Source organism: Agrobacterium sp. 22-214-1 (genome assembly GCF_053522465.1).
This window is the reverse complement of sequence record NZ_JBNWCK010000001.1, coordinates 1,072,961-1,087,105: the sequence shown is the minus strand read 5'-3', so window position 1 is coordinate 1,087,105 and position 14,145 is coordinate 1,072,961. Positions and strand designations below refer to the sequence as shown.

Sequence of the window (14,145 nt, the reverse complement as noted above, 5' to 3'; positions counted from 1 at the left end):
GAGTACCGATTTGGGTTGAGATGGCTTTGTCTATGCCTTAGAGCATTTCCAGGAAAAGTGGAGCCCGGTTTTCCGCCCGGAAATGCGCTCTAACTGAAAAAACGATTTGAAGAAGAACGCCATTATTGGCGCGCAGGGATGGGGGACATCCCGGGAGATGTGAATGACATCCGATGTCACGCCGCTGACATTCCTGTCGCTGTTTCTGCCGTTTCTGGCAGCGCTTGCCGCACCCGTCCTGGTTAAAAGGTTCGGTCACAATGCGGCGTGGGTCCTGGCGATTGCGCCTGCTCTCGCTTTTGCGCATTTTGCATTGATGCTGCCAGATATCGCGGCAGGCGGGGTGGTGACCGGCGGTTATGCCTGGGTGCCGAGCTTCAATCTCAGCTTCTCCTGGTTCATCGACGGCCTGTCGCTGACCTTTGCGCTGCTGATCACCGGCATCGGCCTGCTGATCGTGCTTTATGCGGGCGGTTATATGAAAGGCCATCCGCAACAGGGCCGGTTCCTGTCCTTCCTGCTGCTCTTCATGGGCGCGATGCTGGGCGTCGTGGTTTCCGACAGCCTGCTGATGCTGTTCGTCTTCTGGGAACTCACCTCCATCACCTCCTTCCTGCTGATCGGCTTCGACCATGAGCGCGCCGCCTCGCGCCGCGCCGCGTTGCAGGCGCTGGTGGTGACGGGCGGCGGCGGTTTGCTGCTGCTCGCCGGGCTGATTTTCATCTGGGATATCAGCGGCGTGACGCAACTGTCGATGCTGGTGCGCGGCGGCGATGTCTTGCGCGACAGCCCGTTTTATCTGGCCGCGCTGCTTCTGGTTCTCGGCGGCGCCTTCACCAAATCGGCGCAGTTTCCGTTCCATTTCTGGCTGCCCAACGCCATGGAAGCGCCAACGCCGGTATCGGCCTATCTGCATTCGGCAACCATGGTGAAGGCCGGCGTCTATCTGCTGATGCGGCTCAACCCGGTTCTCGGCGATACCGCCGCCTGGCAGATCCTGCTGCCCTTCTTCGGTGGGCTGACCATGCTCACCGGCGCGCTGCTGGCCCTGCGCCAGACCGATCTCAAGCTGATGCTCGCCTATACGACGGTGTCGTCGCTCGGCCTGCTGGTCATGCTGACGGGTTTCGGCTCCGACCATGCCATCGAGGCGGCGGTGCTTTATCTGGTGGCGCATTCGCTGTTCAAGGGCGCGCTGTTCATGGTCGCCGGCAACATCGACCATGAGACCGGCACCCGCGACGTGACGAAGCTCGGCGGCCTCAGAAAAGCCATGCCGATCACCTTCGCGGCGGCGCTGGCGGCTGCGATTTCCATGGCCGGCCTGCCGCCTTTCTTCGGTTTTCTCGCCAAGGAAGAGATTTATTACGCGCTGGCGCATGGCAATCCGCGCGCCGTGCTGTTCACCGGCATCGCCATCCTCGGCAACGGGCTGATGTTCGCCGTCGCCTTTGCGGTTGCGCTGAAACCCTTCCTCGGCAAGCCGGTGAAGACCCCGAAACACGCGCATGAAGGCCCGCTGCTGCTCTGGCTCGGCCCGGCGCTTCTGGCGCTGAAGGGGCTGACGATTGCGCTCTTTTCCGGCATCGCGCATTTCTACATCTCCACCCCGATGGCGAGCGCCATTGCCGGTGAGGCGCGCCCGGTGGAAATCTCGCTCATTCCGCATATCGGCGTGCCGCTCGGCCTGTCGCTGCTCACCATCGCGCTCGGCATCGTCCTTTACACGCAGCTTTCCGCCGTCCGTGGACTGATCGACCGCACCTTCAAGGCGCTGGGGGCGGGGCCGGACAGGGGCTTTGACGTCTTCATCGAAATGCTGGTGAAAGTCTCGTTCCACATCACCCGGCTCATTCAGCCGGGCAGGCTGGAATTTTACGTCACCGCCACCTTCGCCGTCATCGCAGCCGTGCTGCTGGTGCCGCTGTTCCTTTATGGCGAATTGCCGTCCATGCCGTCCTGGCCGCGCGATATGCCGGTTCATGAGTTGACCTTCATTGCCATTGCCGTGGCGGGGCTCATCGCAGTGCTGACGGCGTCGAGCCGGCTCACCGCCATCATCGCGCTCGGCATTCAGGGCTTTGCGGTGGCGGTCATCTTCCTGCTCTTCGGCGCGCCCGATCTGTCCTTCACGCAATTCATGGTCGAGACGCTGTCGGTGGTCATCCTGACGCTGGTGATGACGCGGCTTCGCCTGTCGCCGTCAGACCATCGCGGCCTTGGCCAGAAGCTGCTGGACAGCACCATCGCCATCGCCTGCGGAACCGGCTTTGCCCTGTTCCTGATGCGCGCGACCGAGGCGAGCTTCGACAACCGCCTGACGGATTTCTACAACACCTATTCCAAGGTCATCGCCCACGGCGCCAATGTGGTCAACGTCATCATCGTCGACTTCCGCGGCACGGATACGCTCGGTGAAATCGCGGTGGTAATGATAACGGGTCTCGCCATTCTCGCGCTGATCCGCATCCGTCCGGCTGCTGCCGTCAAGGGATCGGCCAAGACCGCGAAGAAGAAAGGAGCGCGGGCATGAACACGCTCATTCTGCGCACCGTCGCCCCTGTCGTTACCAGCCTCATGGTGCTGTTTTCCATCTTCGTGCTGCTGCGCGGCCATAATGAGCCCGGCGGCGGTTTCATCGGCGGCCTGATCGCGGTCTCGGCGCTGGCGATCTATGGCATCGCTTATGGCGTCACCGCAGTCAGGCGCGCAATCATGTTTCATCCGCTGTCGATTGCGGGGGCGGGGCTGCTGCTGTCCATGCTTTCCGGCCTCGTTTCCATCGCCGCCGGCGTGCCCTTCATGACCGGGCTGTGGGTCTATCCGAACCTGTTCGGTGTCGAAATACCGCTCTCCACCGTCATGTCCTTCGATATCGGTGTCTATCTCGTCGTGGTCGGCGCCATCACCTCCATTGCGCTGGCGCTGGAAGAAAGGGAAAGCGACTGATGGAAGCGGTCTTCTCCATTCTCGTCGGCATCTTCTTTTCGGTGGCGATCTATCTCATGCTGTCGCGCCACAGCATCCGCATGCTGCTCGGCATCGCCATTCTCGGCAATGCGGTGAACCTTCTGCTGTTCACGGCGGGCAGGCTGACGCGCGAAGTGCCGCCGATCATTCGGCCCGGCATGGATACGCTGCCCGCGGGTGCGGCCAATCCGCTGCCGCAGGCGCTCATCCTCACGGCAATCGTCATTTCCTTTTCCTTCTTCTGTTTCCTTCTGGTGCTGACCTGGCGTGCGTTTCAGGAACTGCAGACCGACGACACGGACGAAATGCGCACCGCAGAACCCGCAGGCGAGCCCTTGCCGCCGCTCGGTTATTGAGCGGCGAGGCTGAGACACATGGCATCCTCCACCACATCCGCAGTCACCGATCTTTCCGCAGCGCTCGTCACGACGCCCGTGCCGCTCACCGACTGGCTGATCATTCTCCCCATCGCGCTCTGCATTGGCGCAGGCGCGGTGCTGATGATGATGCGCCACGCCATCCGCCACCACGCGACCGTCGCCATCGCGGCGCTGTTCATGCTGGTGCTGCTCGATGCCGCGCTTTTGTGGAAGGTCGCCACTGATGGCCCGTTCACCATGGTCATGGGCCGCTGGCTGCCGCCCTTCGGCATTGCCTTTACCGCCGATCTGACGGGTGCGCTGCTGTCGCTCGCCGCCGCCATCGTCGCACTTGCGGGCGCCATCCATGCCGGCGCGGATATCGACGCCAGCGGCAGGCGATACGGTTTTTATCCCTTCCTGATGCTCTTGATGGCCGGTGTCACCGGCGCTTTCCTGACCGGCGACATCTTCAACCTCTATGTCTGGTTCGAGGTGCTGCTGATCTCGTCCTTCGGCCTGATCGTGCTCGGCTCGACGCGCGAGCAGATCGACGGCGCGCTGAAATACGCCATTCTGAACCTCATCGGCACGACGCTGTTCCTGATAACGGTCGGTTATCTCTACGCCATCTTCGGCACGCTCAACATGGCCGATATCGCCCAGAAGGCGACCGGGCTGCGCGGCTCGGCACCGCTGATGACGCTTGCGAGCCTGTTCGCGCTCGCCTTCGCCATGAAAGCCGCCGCCTTCCCGGTGAACTTCTGGCTGCCCGCTTCCTATCACACGCCGCGCATCGTCGTTTCCGCCCTGTTCGGCGGCTTGCTCACCAAGGTCGGTATCTATTCGCTGCTGCGCGTCATGGTTATGCTGTTTCCGGTCGAGCGGGAAGAACTCAGCATCGTCATCGCCATCTCGGCGGCGTTGACCATGGTGCTCGGGGCCATGGGCGCGCTCGCCCAGAACGATATCCGCCGCATGCTCGGCTATATCGTCATATCGGGCATCGGCTACATGATGGCCGGCATCGCCATCGGCACGCCGTCGGGTGTCACTGGCGCCATTTTTTACGCGCTGCATTCCATGGTGCTGATGACGGCGCTTTATCTCGCCGCCGGCCATGCGGCCCGCCTCGGCGGCGGTTTCAGCCTCACCTCACTCAGAGGCCTTTACCAGCAGGCTCCGTGGTTTTCGGCGCTGGCGCTGGCGCTGTTTTTCGCCGGCTCCGGCCTGCCGCCCTTTTCCGGCTTCTGGCCGAAGGCGGTTCTGGTCAAGTCGGCGATCGATATCGGCGCCTGGTGGCTGGCCGGCGCCATTCTCGCCTCCGGCTTCATCGCCACCATCGCTTTCGGGCGGATCTTCCTTTTGTGTTTCTGGCGTCCCGTTGCGGCATCCACCGGTCAGCCTTCCGTGCCGCAGGCGTCGCCCTCGGCAGCGCCGTCTTTCGCGCCGCTGGTTGGGCTGACGTTGCTGGTGGTATTCTTCGGCTTGTTTCCGGAAAGCCTGCTCAATCTCAGCCAGCAGGCGGCCGCAGGCCTCGGCAATCCGCAGGCCTATATCCAGTCGGTCTTTACCGAAGGGGGCAAACCATGAGCCTCTATCTCGTACAATTGCTTTTCGTTGCCGTATGGCTCGCCGTGACGGGCAGCGTCACGCTCGCGAACATCATTTTCGCCCTTGTCGTTTCGACGCTGGCGCTCGGCATCATCCGCCACCAGCTTCCCGGCGGGCGTAACCACTGGCTCAGGCTTGTCCGCGTGCTGTCGCTGGTGCTGCTGTTCTTCAAGGAGCTGGCGCTTTCCGCATGGAAGGTCGCCGTGCTGGTGACCCGGCCGAAGCTCGACGTGCAGCCCGGCATTTTCGCCTATCCGCTGACGGTGACGACGGATTTCGAGATCACGCTGCTTGCCAATCTCATCACGCTCACGCCAGGCACGCTCTCGGTCGATGTTTCGGCGGACAGGAAAACGCTTTACGTGCACGCGATCGATTGCAGCGATATCGAGGCCACGAAAAACGACATCCGCAACGGCTTTGAAAGAAAGATCATGGAGGCGTTTCAGATATGACGCCGGAACAAATAGTTTCATTTGCAACTATACTTGCATCGGTTGTTCTGTCGGCCGCCTTTTTGCTGACAGTATATCGTGTCGTCGTCGGCCCCACCTTGCCGGACCGTATCGTTGCGCTCGACATGCTGGTGGGCATCGCCATCGGCTTTATCGCAGTCATCGCCATCCGCACCGGCTTCAATCTTTACGTCGATATTGCCATTGCGCTCGGGCTGGTCGGTTTTCTGGCAACGGTTGCCTTCGCCCGCTTCGTGCTGTCGCGCGGCCCGGACGGCCGGCGCAGGCCGACGGCGGTTCTCGATGGTGAAAGGGCATCTGAAGCCATTGAAAAAAATATGGAAAAAGGTGTCGCCAACAGAAAAGGAAAGGGTAGGCGATGATGGCTTGGATCGTGGCTATTCTGGTTGCGGCGCTGTTGGTCTCAGGCGCCATTTTCTCGCTGATCGCGGCAATCGGGCTCAATCGGCTACCGGATGTCTACACCCGCATGCATGCGGCTTCCAAGGCGGGAACGGTGGGGTCCGGCCTGCTGCTTCTGGCTGTCGGCATCCATTCCATGGAAATATCGACGCTGGCGCGGGCGCTCGCCGGTTTCTTCTTCTTTGTCCTTACCGCGCCGGTCTCGGCACATCTTCTTGCCATGGCCGCTCACAAGGCAGGTTATCCGCTTGCCGTTAAATCGGTAGTTGATGACATCAAGAAAATTTGAAGTTGAAAATCCCCCTAATAATTGGGGGTATTCATTTTCAATTACTACTTGGCATAGTATTTTATTACCCGTAATTTTTTGTATTCCGATTAGACTGTTTTGAACTGAAAAATTCACAATAGGAATTTGACTTTTGCTGTTTTGCTGTTATCCAAATTAAGTGTAAAGTTGCTAATCGCGATTTGCATCTAGCCTCTTCATAGTCGGCATAGGCATTTTATTAATGTCTAATCTATGGCCCATCGGACCATTGCTGCCCATGTCGCGGGCCATAAGTTGAATCTCGGACCAATTCGTTTCCGGTTTTCGCTCGAAATCTAGGGGTAGGTTTCATGTTGGTTTCAACAAGGCGAAGGTGGGGCACCGGGTAACTTCACATCGCTCGATGCGGCGTTCGCCCGCGTCAGGGGATCAATAAACAGGAGATACTTAAATGACGGAAACTGCATACGGTAACGCCCAGGATCTGCTGGTCGAACTGACTGCGGATATTGTGGCTGCCTATGTTAGCAACCACGTCGTTCCGGTAACTGAGCTTCCCGGCCTTATTTCGGATGTTCACACGGCACTCAGCGGAACATCGGCACCGGCATCGGTGGCGGTCAATGTCGAAAAGCAGAAGCCTGCCGTCTCCGTCCGCAAGTCGGTTCAGGATGACCACATCGTCTGTTTGGAATGTGGCGGCTCGTTCAAGTCGCTCAAGCGGCATCTCACGACGCATCACAGCATGACGCCGGAAGAATATCGCGAAAAATGGGACCTGCCGGTCGACTATCCGATGGTTGCGCCCGCCTATGCCGAAGCCCGCTCGCGGCTCGCCAAGGAAATGGGTCTCGGTCAGCGCCGCAAGGCCAGCCGTTGATTTTAAAGACGGTCCGGCTGCTGTCCTGACAGATAGCCGGAAGTCGCAAGGCAATACGGCCGGTCCTTTGACCGGCCGATTTCGTTTCTGGGGTTCGAAGACCTCACCTCCGTCCTGCCGGACCATATCCGGCATCCAGCTACGGCGCGTCTGCGCCGTGAGAGGGGTCTTTCGCGATCGAGAACTGCATCGCACCAGACCCGGGAGCCGTTCCCTCGACCGACTTTATGTCGCGCAAAATTTCGATTGAGGAAAAAAATCCTTTATCGCACACATCAACTCTGCAAAAATAAAGCCGTATCAATCGCATAATCCTCCACGCCAAATTTGCGCTTCCCCATGCTTGCTCTCAGGTGTATGAATTAATTCCTATTCGTAGAGGAGTTGCATATGCCGTCGGATACTGTGTTTCTGCCTGCCGCCGCGCGGCCTTGCGTGCGGGTCGGTGATCGTGCCTTTCGTCATTGGCCGTCTGCGGCCGGGCGGGATGAGATTTCCCGTCTCTGCCGTCTGGTACGGCAGCTCACCGGCGAGATGGTGCAATTGACGGGCGACCGAACGCTGGTGCGCCGCGACAGCCGGCGCACGGAATGCCACATCCGCCAGATCGCCATGTATGTTTGCCATGTGCAGCTGGGCATTCCCATGTCGGATATCGGGCCGTGTTTCGGCCGGGACAGGACGACGGTGGGCCATGCCTGCCAGGTGGTGGAGGACCGGCGTGACGAACCGGCATTCGATGAGTTCGTCGCCGTGCTGGAGCGGCTCACCGGCAGTATCTTCAACGCAATGAAAGGCGCCCGGGATGAGTAAGGAAAAAAGCACCCCCGTTGCCTCCCCGAACCCTCATCTCCTGCGGCTGCTGCGTTGCATCGCCGCGGGCGCGGCCGAGATGTCGCAGGAGGGCGGCGATATCGTCCTGCGCCGGGCGCGGGCTGGCCACACGGCGCTGCGGTTTCCGGCAGCGACGGTGCGGTTTGCCATTTCCTCCGGGCTGGTCGAGCAGCGGGACAACACCCTTTCCGCCGCACCGCCGCTCGCCTCCTGCCTGAAACGCGCAATGGCAAAAGACCGGGACGAGGTTTTTCAGGAGCAGCACCGGCATATGCAGACGGTTATTGTGGATGTCGGCGATGCGAAGCAGCAGGCCCGGCGCAATCTTAACACCTCTCCCCTGACCAGCCTTGCGAGGCTGAAGGAACGGGATGGTGCGGCGTTTTTCCCGGCGGATGCTCTGGAGGCGGGCGAACGTCTCGCCGCCGATTTTCATCGCGGCCATCTCAACCCGAAGGTTACGGCGACATGGGAGCCGAGAATAGCGAACCGCACAAAAGGCGAGGCGGGAGGCGCGCTCGATCTCACCGAGGCGGCAATGGCCGCAAGAACGCGGTTTTCCCGCGCGGCCGATGCGATGGGGCCCGAACTGTCGGGCGTCGCCATCGATATCTGCTGCTTCGAAAAGGGGCTGGAGACGGTGGAGCGGGAAAGGCAATGGCCGGCGCGGTCGGCAAAACTGCTACTGCGCGCAGCACTGCTGGCGCTTGCCCGCCATTATGCGCCGCCTGCGGCCCGCGCCGGCAGGAAGGAACACCATTGGGGCGATGCGGATTATCGCCCACCGATGACGAGGTGAAGGTCAGGCGGCCAGCAGCCGGGCTTCCTCGCGGATGCGCTTGATCATGGAGCGCAGGCCGTTGGCGCGCTGCGACGACAGATGCTCCACCAGCCCGATCCTGTCGAATACCTCGATGGCGTCGAGACCGGCGATTTCGGAGGCTCTCTTGCCGGAATAGACAGCGAGCACGATGGCGACGAGGCCGCGCACTATATGCGCATCCGAATCGCCTTCGAAGGTCAGGAGAGGGTCTTCCGCACCATTACTGTGGCTGACGAGCCAGACCTGGCTTGCGCAGCCATGCACCTTGTTCTCGGCCGTGCGCTTGTCTTCCGGCAGATCGGGAAGCGCCTTGCCGAGTTCGATGACATAACGATAACGATCCTCCCAGTCATCGAGGAAGGCGAAGTCGTCAAGGATCGTTTCGAGAGAGGCCATTTGCGCGCCGTATCATCCATTATTGCAGGTCTTTGTTAGGATATAGGCGAAGTGCGGCCGGTTTTGAACCATGGGCCATGAAAAAGCCCACGGAAAACAGGTTTCCGTGGGCAAGTCAGGCAGGCAATCGGCAGCCGGATATTTTCGGCTGCAAAAAGGGTGCGGCGCGGTGGCCGGCAAGGATCAGGGCAACAGTATCAGGGGGCCGGGCGCTTCTGCGGCAGGGGAATGACGGTGCCGGTCTTCAGCATGTCGGCATCCTTCGGAAATTCGACGCTGACGACCGGGGCTTCGGCCAGTTTTTCGGTCTCGGCCGCGAGTTCAGCGGCGGGGGCGGACTTGTCACCGGAAGCAAGCTGCTTGTCCAGCAGTTCATAGGCCACCTTTGCGCCTTCCTTTGCCCGCTCGCCGAGCGCATGGAAGGTTTCGGCGCCCTTGACGCAGACATCGGGCTTTTCGATGCAGATGGCGCTGACATAACGATAGGCTTCACCGGCGGCCGAAACGGCGCTGGGAATATCGAAGGCCGAAGGTTCCTTGGCCGGATCGTTGCTGCTGCCGAAATAGGACAGCGCCACCAGCACCAGCGAAAACCAGAATGTTCCCTTGATCAGAAACCACATTGTCAGACTACCCTGCCAGATGATCTTTGTTTTCTAAAGCCCCGCCCGGTTTCGGGTCATCGGCCTTTGTCCCGTTTTTCGGGCTTGTGAAGAAGCTACACGCGACCGGCGAACAGCCGATTGCAAAAAGCGGCGCAATTTAATTCAAATTGTATCTATTCTCCTCGTATCGGGACGCCTGCCATCAATTCATTCGCATTTTAACAGTCCATGTTAAGCATAATTGCGACAGAGGCCGCGCGTTCCGGGGCAAAGCGGCGGAAAGCTTTGCCACAAAAGTTAACGCGATGGCAAAAATGAAGCGAAATCCGTCGCTTACCCGTCATTAACCATGATTGGCAAAGCTTCGAAGAAATGCCCCGTAATGGGACTGCGAGGCATTTGACGGGCCTTTGAGGCCATTCTTTTTATCCATTCCTTAAGCCGCCGCCTTCTATTGTCGGAGCCGTTAGAACCGCCTCAGGGATTCGGTGTTGGTATTGCGTAATATGAGAGAAAAAGCGGTCGCATTGGTCGACCATGCCGCAGGCAGATGGCTTGCGCGCATGGAAGAGGACGCCGAAAGGCGCGCCGGAACCGTTGCGCGCCTGCGCCGGCTGATCGCCTTCAGCGCCGTCGGACTTCTGGTGGTACCAGCCCTCTTCAGCCTCGTTTTCAGCCCCGCCATTGCGCTGCCCATCGGCGCTGCCCTGGTGCTGGCGCTGTTTCTGGCCGCCGCAGCATTGCTGATTGCCTTTTCGCGTCCCGCGCGCGGTGCCTCCTCCTTTTCCGCCGCGTCTGGAGATAACGACCTGATCGCCGCTTCGCAGGTGCCGGGCCTCGTGCTCATGATCGGTGAAACCGGCTTCGTCGAACACGTCTCCGGCCGCGATTTTGCGACCTTCCCCGCCGATCTGCAGGCCAGCAAGGGTCATTCCCTCGTTGAATATGTCTATGTCTCGGACCGTATCGAACTGATGCAGGCTTTCGACCTGCTGCGGCAGGGCGAGGACCGGGCAACCGCCGAACTCCGCTTCGAGACCGGCGCAAAGTCGCGTCAGGCGCAGTTCATGCATGCGCGTATCGAGATGACGGCGATCCGCAGCGCCAGTGGCCGGCTGCGCCGCATCGTCGCCCAGCTTTCCGATGTCACCGAGATGGAACGCCTGCGCCGCGATGTCGCCCGCAAGGCGGCCGAGGCGGAATCGGCCAATGATGCGAAATCGCGCTTTCTTGCCGCCGTCAGCCACGAGCTGCGCACGCCGCTCAACGCCGTCCTCGGATTTTCCGATATTCTCGCCGGCGAATATTTCGGCCGGCTGGAGAACGACCGCCAGCGGGAATATGTCGGCCTGATCCGCCAGTCCGGCGCCCATCTTCTCTCTGTCGTGAACACCATGCTTGACATGAGCAAGCTGGAGGCCGGCCGTTACGAGCTGCTGATGGAAAGCTTCCCCATTGCCGAGACAATCTCGTCCTGCGAGGCCATGCTCGGCCTGCAGGCGAAGGAAAAAGGCCTGACTTTGACCAGCCGCATCCAGCGCGGTATCGGCGAAATCTCGGCCGATCAGCGCGCGATCCGGCAGGTTCTGATCAATCTTGCCGGCAACGCCATAAAATTCACCGATGCCGGTGGTGTGGTGTCGATCGACGCCGCGCGTGAGGGTGCGATGCTGAAGCTGACGGTGAGCGATACCGGCATCGGCATCGCTTCCGACAAGATCGAGCTCCTGGGCCAGCCTTTCATGCAGGTTCAGAATGAATATACCCGTCGCTATGAGGGCACGGGTCTGGGATTGTCCTTGGTCAAGGGGCTTGTGGCACTGCATGGCGGCACTTTCGCCATCGCCAGCAGGCCCGGCGAGGGAACGGTCGTAACGATCACCCTGCCTGCCGACGGTTCCGGCATGGCGGGTGGCGGCGAAAGCGCCGAAGCCGAAAGCATGGTGGAATTTCCGCCGCGCATCCGGCAGCTCGGCGATATGGCCGCAATGATGAAAAAGGATGGTGACGATGGCCCCGCGAAAGCGAAAATCGCCTAAGAAAACAACGGCCCAGATTGGCGCCGGGATTGTTTCCTTGGTGGTTTCGGCCATCGGGCGCGAAATCCTGCGCCATCCGAAACTGGTCGGCAGCTGCGGCGCCTTCGCGGTCGTCTTCGGTTTTGTCGCCGCCAATGCGCTCTGGTATCAGCCGGGCGTGCACCCTTCGCCCTTCCTGCGCACGCGCGATGCGGAAAACCCGAACGGCATTGCCGGTTATCGCCCGGCCGAGCCGCTCGGCACGCAGGGCAATGTCACCACCTTCCGCATAGAACGACCGGCGGAGCCGCAAAACGCGCAGCAGCCGGCGGCTGAAACGCCGGCCCAGCCTGTCGCCGAAAACCAGAAGCCGCAGCAGATCGTCGCCGATATTCAGGCCGAACTGAAGAAACGCGGGCTTTACGAAGGCGAGGCGGATGGCCGCATGGGCCCACGCACCGCCGCCGCCATCATGTTCTTCGAAGAAACGCTCGGCATGGAACAGACCGGCGAGCCGACGACCCGCGTGCTGGCGGCGCTGCGGATAGACGGCGCGACGGTTGCCGCGATCCCCAGGGACCGGCCTGCCGATACCAGCGGCGGCGTCGAGATCGACCCCGTGGCTGCCGCCATCCGCAAGGCGGAAGCACCGCGCCCGAAGGCCGAACCGGCCTCTCTCAACAGCGCGGCCAAACCGGCAAGCCGCGATCTGATCGCCAAGATCCAGCAGGGGCTGATCAACATCGCCTATGCCGACGTGAAGGTGGACGGCGTGGCCGGCCAGCAGACCCGCAACGCCATCCGCGCCTTTGAGAAACACTATCGCCTGCCGGAAACCGGTGAGCCGAGCGAGGCTGTGCTTAAGAAGCTGAAGTCGATCGGGGCGCTTTGAGGTTTTGACAGCAGCCGAGGGTGCGTGGGGCTTTACCCCCCTCTGCCCTGCCGGGCATCTCCCCCACAAGGAGGGAGATCGTCTGCGGAAAGCGTTCGCCCATCTCAAGGTTTGAGAATGAAGCAGTAAAAGGGCCTCTTGCCGATCTCCCCCTTGTGGGGGAGATGCCCGGCAGGGCAGAGGGGGGTAAAGCCCCACGCACCTCAAGCAGCGCAAAAAAATCGAAAGCACCCCCATGCGTCTCAAATCCGAAATGTTCGTCTCAGCCCTCATCCGCCGCGTCTTCGCCGCCGGCGGATTTGCCGCCGTCGAAAAGAAGGGGGCAGAGGAGGCGGGGGCGATCTTTGTTCGCCAGCGTCTGCGCGATGGCCGCGAGAACCTCTATGGGCCCGCGCCGCAAAGTTTCGCCGATGATGAGGAAATCCGTGCCGAGCGCCGTTTCGAAACGCGTCTTGCGGGTGCGGATGGCGAGGAAAGTGCCGCTCTTCTGGAAAGGGAACGGCGTTTCGACAGCGACCTTTGGGTGGTGGAGATCGAAACCGACGAGATTGGAACTCTGCTGACGCTGGTGGACCAGCCCAAGGCCTAGAGGCAGGAAAAGCAGACCCCGGCTTTCGGTCAGCGAAGGGCCTCGCGTCGCAAAAGACGCAAAACCAGGCCGCGCTTACCCTTGCGTCCCGGTTCTCTGCGCAGCCGGTGCGCTGTGGCCCGGCCGTTCGCGGCCATGCGTATAGCTGTCGGCCCGCCGCCAGCTCTCCAGCCGCTCTTCGCATTCCACGATGTCGAGACGGTCGAGCAGGGCTTCGGCACGGCTCATATCGCCTTCGGCGGCGGAAAGATGCGGATAGAAGCATTGCAGCACGAAAGCCGCCTCGGAAAATTCCATGCCAAGGCCGGTCAGCGTCGTTGCCAGCTGTGCGCCTGATATATCGAGCATGATGCGCTCCGACAGCCAGTAGCTGGAGGAGAGAGAATCCGCCAGCGCCACGGCGAATTGCCGGGCATTGCGCTCGCGGGCGAAACGCACCAGCAGCGCTTCCTGCACCTCGCTCAACCGGCGAAGGCCGAGAACGTCGCTTTCCGGGCGGTTGAGGTGATGCGCCATCTGCTTGATCCGCTGGCGCATTTCCTCTTCGAGTGCGGAAGCGGCGGCGATGTTGTCCGTCTTTACTTCCGCTTTCGGCTCTTCAGGGCTTTCCGCCGCCTGCGGTTCGGCAGCCGGCGTCTCTCCATCCGGCCGCTTCAGATCTTCGGCGTGACGCAGCCCGACAAGCGCATCGATGACGGTGGGGGAGAGGTCCTCGCGGCGCACGATGGCGCGCGCATGCGCCGCCCCTTGCGTGCGGGCAATGGTGATCAGCGTATCGTCATCGAGGCATTTGGAGGAAATGAGGAAGGGCGCCGCAAGCGAAATCGGCTGGCAGGCGATGAAGAAGGCGACAGCCGAAGGCACGCTCGGATGCTGGGAGAGCGCGGCAATGGCCTCCCGCTTGGCTTCGTCGGTGGAGGCGTTGAAAAGCGGCATGAAAAGTTCGGCGAACTGCCGAAGGTCCGTTTTTGACGGATGGGAGACATTCTCGAAATTCGTCACGGTGGCCATCAGCA

The 14,145-nt window shown here is 61.0% G+C and carries 16 protein-coding genes; 13 read left to right on the top strand and 3 right to left on the bottom strand.

What is annotated here, in order from left to right:
- The first annotated feature begins 163 nt into the window (after nucleotides 1-163).
- The 10 genes from ACQZ5G_RS05485 (at nucleotide 164) to ACQZ5G_RS05440 (ending at nucleotide 8,605) form a co-directional block, all read left to right on the top strand.
- Nucleotides 164-2,533: a putative monovalent cation/H+ antiporter subunit A gene (locus tag ACQZ5G_RS05485; RefSeq protein WP_448737475.1), complete on the top strand. Its 2,370-nt coding sequence runs from the start codon at nucleotides 164-166 to the stop codon at nucleotides 2,531-2,533.
- Entirely contained in the window at nucleotides 2,530-2,949 is a 420-nt protein-coding gene (locus ACQZ5G_RS05480) for a Na+/H+ antiporter subunit B (protein WP_127758187.1), read from the top strand. The genes ACQZ5G_RS05485 and ACQZ5G_RS05480 overlap by 4 nt, the downstream gene beginning before the upstream one ends.
- A complete protein-coding gene (locus ACQZ5G_RS05475) occupies nucleotides 2,949-3,326 on the top strand; it encodes a Na+/H+ antiporter subunit C (RefSeq protein WP_448737476.1) in 378 nt (125 codons plus the stop codon). The genes ACQZ5G_RS05480 and ACQZ5G_RS05475 overlap by 1 nt, the downstream gene beginning before the upstream one ends.
- Before the next feature lie 18 nt (nucleotides 3,327-3,344).
- On the top strand, nucleotides 3,345-4,922 hold the full coding sequence (locus tag ACQZ5G_RS05470; RefSeq protein WP_448737477.1) for a Na+/H+ antiporter subunit D: 1,578 nt from the start codon (nucleotides 3,345-3,347) through the stop codon (nucleotides 4,920-4,922).
- The gene (locus tag ACQZ5G_RS05465; RefSeq protein WP_003522293.1) at nucleotides 4,919-5,398 is read left to right on the top strand and encodes a Na+/H+ antiporter subunit E; all 480 of its coding nucleotides are present in this window, start codon (nucleotides 4,919-4,921) and stop codon (nucleotides 5,396-5,398) included. Before ACQZ5G_RS05470 ends, ACQZ5G_RS05465 begins: the two co-directional genes overlap by 4 nt.
- A complete protein-coding gene (locus ACQZ5G_RS05460; protein WP_080852480.1) occupies nucleotides 5,395-5,781 on the top strand; it encodes a cation:proton antiporter in 387 nt (128 codons plus the stop codon). Before ACQZ5G_RS05465 ends, ACQZ5G_RS05460 begins: the two co-directional genes overlap by 4 nt.
- Nucleotides 5,778-6,110, top strand: a complete 333-nt coding sequence (gene mnhG / locus ACQZ5G_RS05455; protein WP_003522295.1) for a monovalent cation/H(+) antiporter subunit G — start codon at nucleotides 5,778-5,780, stop codon at nucleotides 6,108-6,110. Before ACQZ5G_RS05460 ends, mnhG begins: the two co-directional genes overlap by 4 nt.
- A gap of 433 nt (nucleotides 6,111-6,543) precedes the next feature.
- Nucleotides 6,544-6,972, top strand: coding sequence for a MucR family transcriptional regulator Ros (gene ros / locus ACQZ5G_RS05450; RefSeq protein ID WP_003509257.1), 429 nt, complete (start codon nucleotides 6,544-6,546; stop codon nucleotides 6,970-6,972).
- A gap of 390 nt (nucleotides 6,973-7,362) precedes the next feature.
- Nucleotides 7,363-7,785: a helix-turn-helix domain-containing protein gene (locus tag ACQZ5G_RS05445; RefSeq protein WP_448737478.1), complete on the top strand. Its 423-nt coding sequence runs from the start codon at nucleotides 7,363-7,365 to the stop codon at nucleotides 7,783-7,785.
- Entirely contained in the window at nucleotides 7,778-8,605 is an 828-nt protein-coding gene (locus tag ACQZ5G_RS05440; RefSeq protein WP_448737479.1) for a DUF6456 domain-containing protein, read from the top strand. The genes ACQZ5G_RS05445 and ACQZ5G_RS05440 overlap by 8 nt, the downstream gene beginning before the upstream one ends.
- A gap of 3 nt (nucleotides 8,606-8,608) precedes the next feature.
- On the opposite strand, the gene ACQZ5G_RS05435 is transcribed toward ACQZ5G_RS05440, so the two are convergent.
- Nucleotides 8,609-9,025: a SufE family protein gene (locus tag ACQZ5G_RS05435; RefSeq protein ID WP_003522298.1), complete on the bottom strand. Its 417-nt coding sequence runs from the start codon at nucleotides 9,023-9,025 to the stop codon at nucleotides 8,609-8,611.
- A 197-nt stretch (nucleotides 9,026-9,222) separates the two neighbouring features.
- Nucleotides 9,223-9,648: a DUF5330 domain-containing protein gene (locus tag ACQZ5G_RS05430; RefSeq protein ID WP_448737480.1), complete on the bottom strand. Its 426-nt coding sequence runs from the start codon at nucleotides 9,646-9,648 to the stop codon at nucleotides 9,223-9,225.
- Between the two features lie 488 nt (nucleotides 9,649-10,136).
- Here ACQZ5G_RS05430 and ACQZ5G_RS05425 point away from each other — a divergent pair, with 488 nt between their 5' ends.
- The 3 genes from ACQZ5G_RS05425 to ACQZ5G_RS05415 all read left to right on the top strand — a co-directional run bounded on the left by ACQZ5G_RS05425 (nucleotide 10,137) and on the right by ACQZ5G_RS05415 (nucleotide 13,129).
- Nucleotides 10,137-11,669 (top strand): sensor histidine kinase, encoded by a 1,533-nt coding sequence (locus tag ACQZ5G_RS05425; protein ID WP_448737481.1) that lies wholly within the window; start codon nucleotides 10,137-10,139, stop codon nucleotides 11,667-11,669.
- Nucleotides 11,641-12,540: a peptidoglycan-binding domain-containing protein gene (locus ACQZ5G_RS05420; protein ID WP_448737482.1), complete on the top strand. Its 900-nt coding sequence runs from the start codon at nucleotides 11,641-11,643 to the stop codon at nucleotides 12,538-12,540. Before ACQZ5G_RS05425 ends, ACQZ5G_RS05420 begins: the two co-directional genes overlap by 29 nt.
- A gap of 235 nt (nucleotides 12,541-12,775) precedes the next feature.
- Entirely contained in the window at nucleotides 12,776-13,129 is a 354-nt protein-coding gene (locus ACQZ5G_RS05415) for a DUF1491 family protein (protein ID WP_003509247.1), read from the top strand.
- A 75-nt stretch (nucleotides 13,130-13,204) separates the two neighbouring features.
- On the opposite strand, the gene ACQZ5G_RS05410 is transcribed toward ACQZ5G_RS05415, so the two are convergent.
- A complete protein-coding gene (locus tag ACQZ5G_RS05410) occupies nucleotides 13,205-14,140 on the bottom strand; it encodes a DUF2336 domain-containing protein (protein ID WP_448737605.1) in 936 nt (311 codons plus the stop codon).
- Nucleotides 14,141-14,145: the final 5 nt, after the last annotated feature.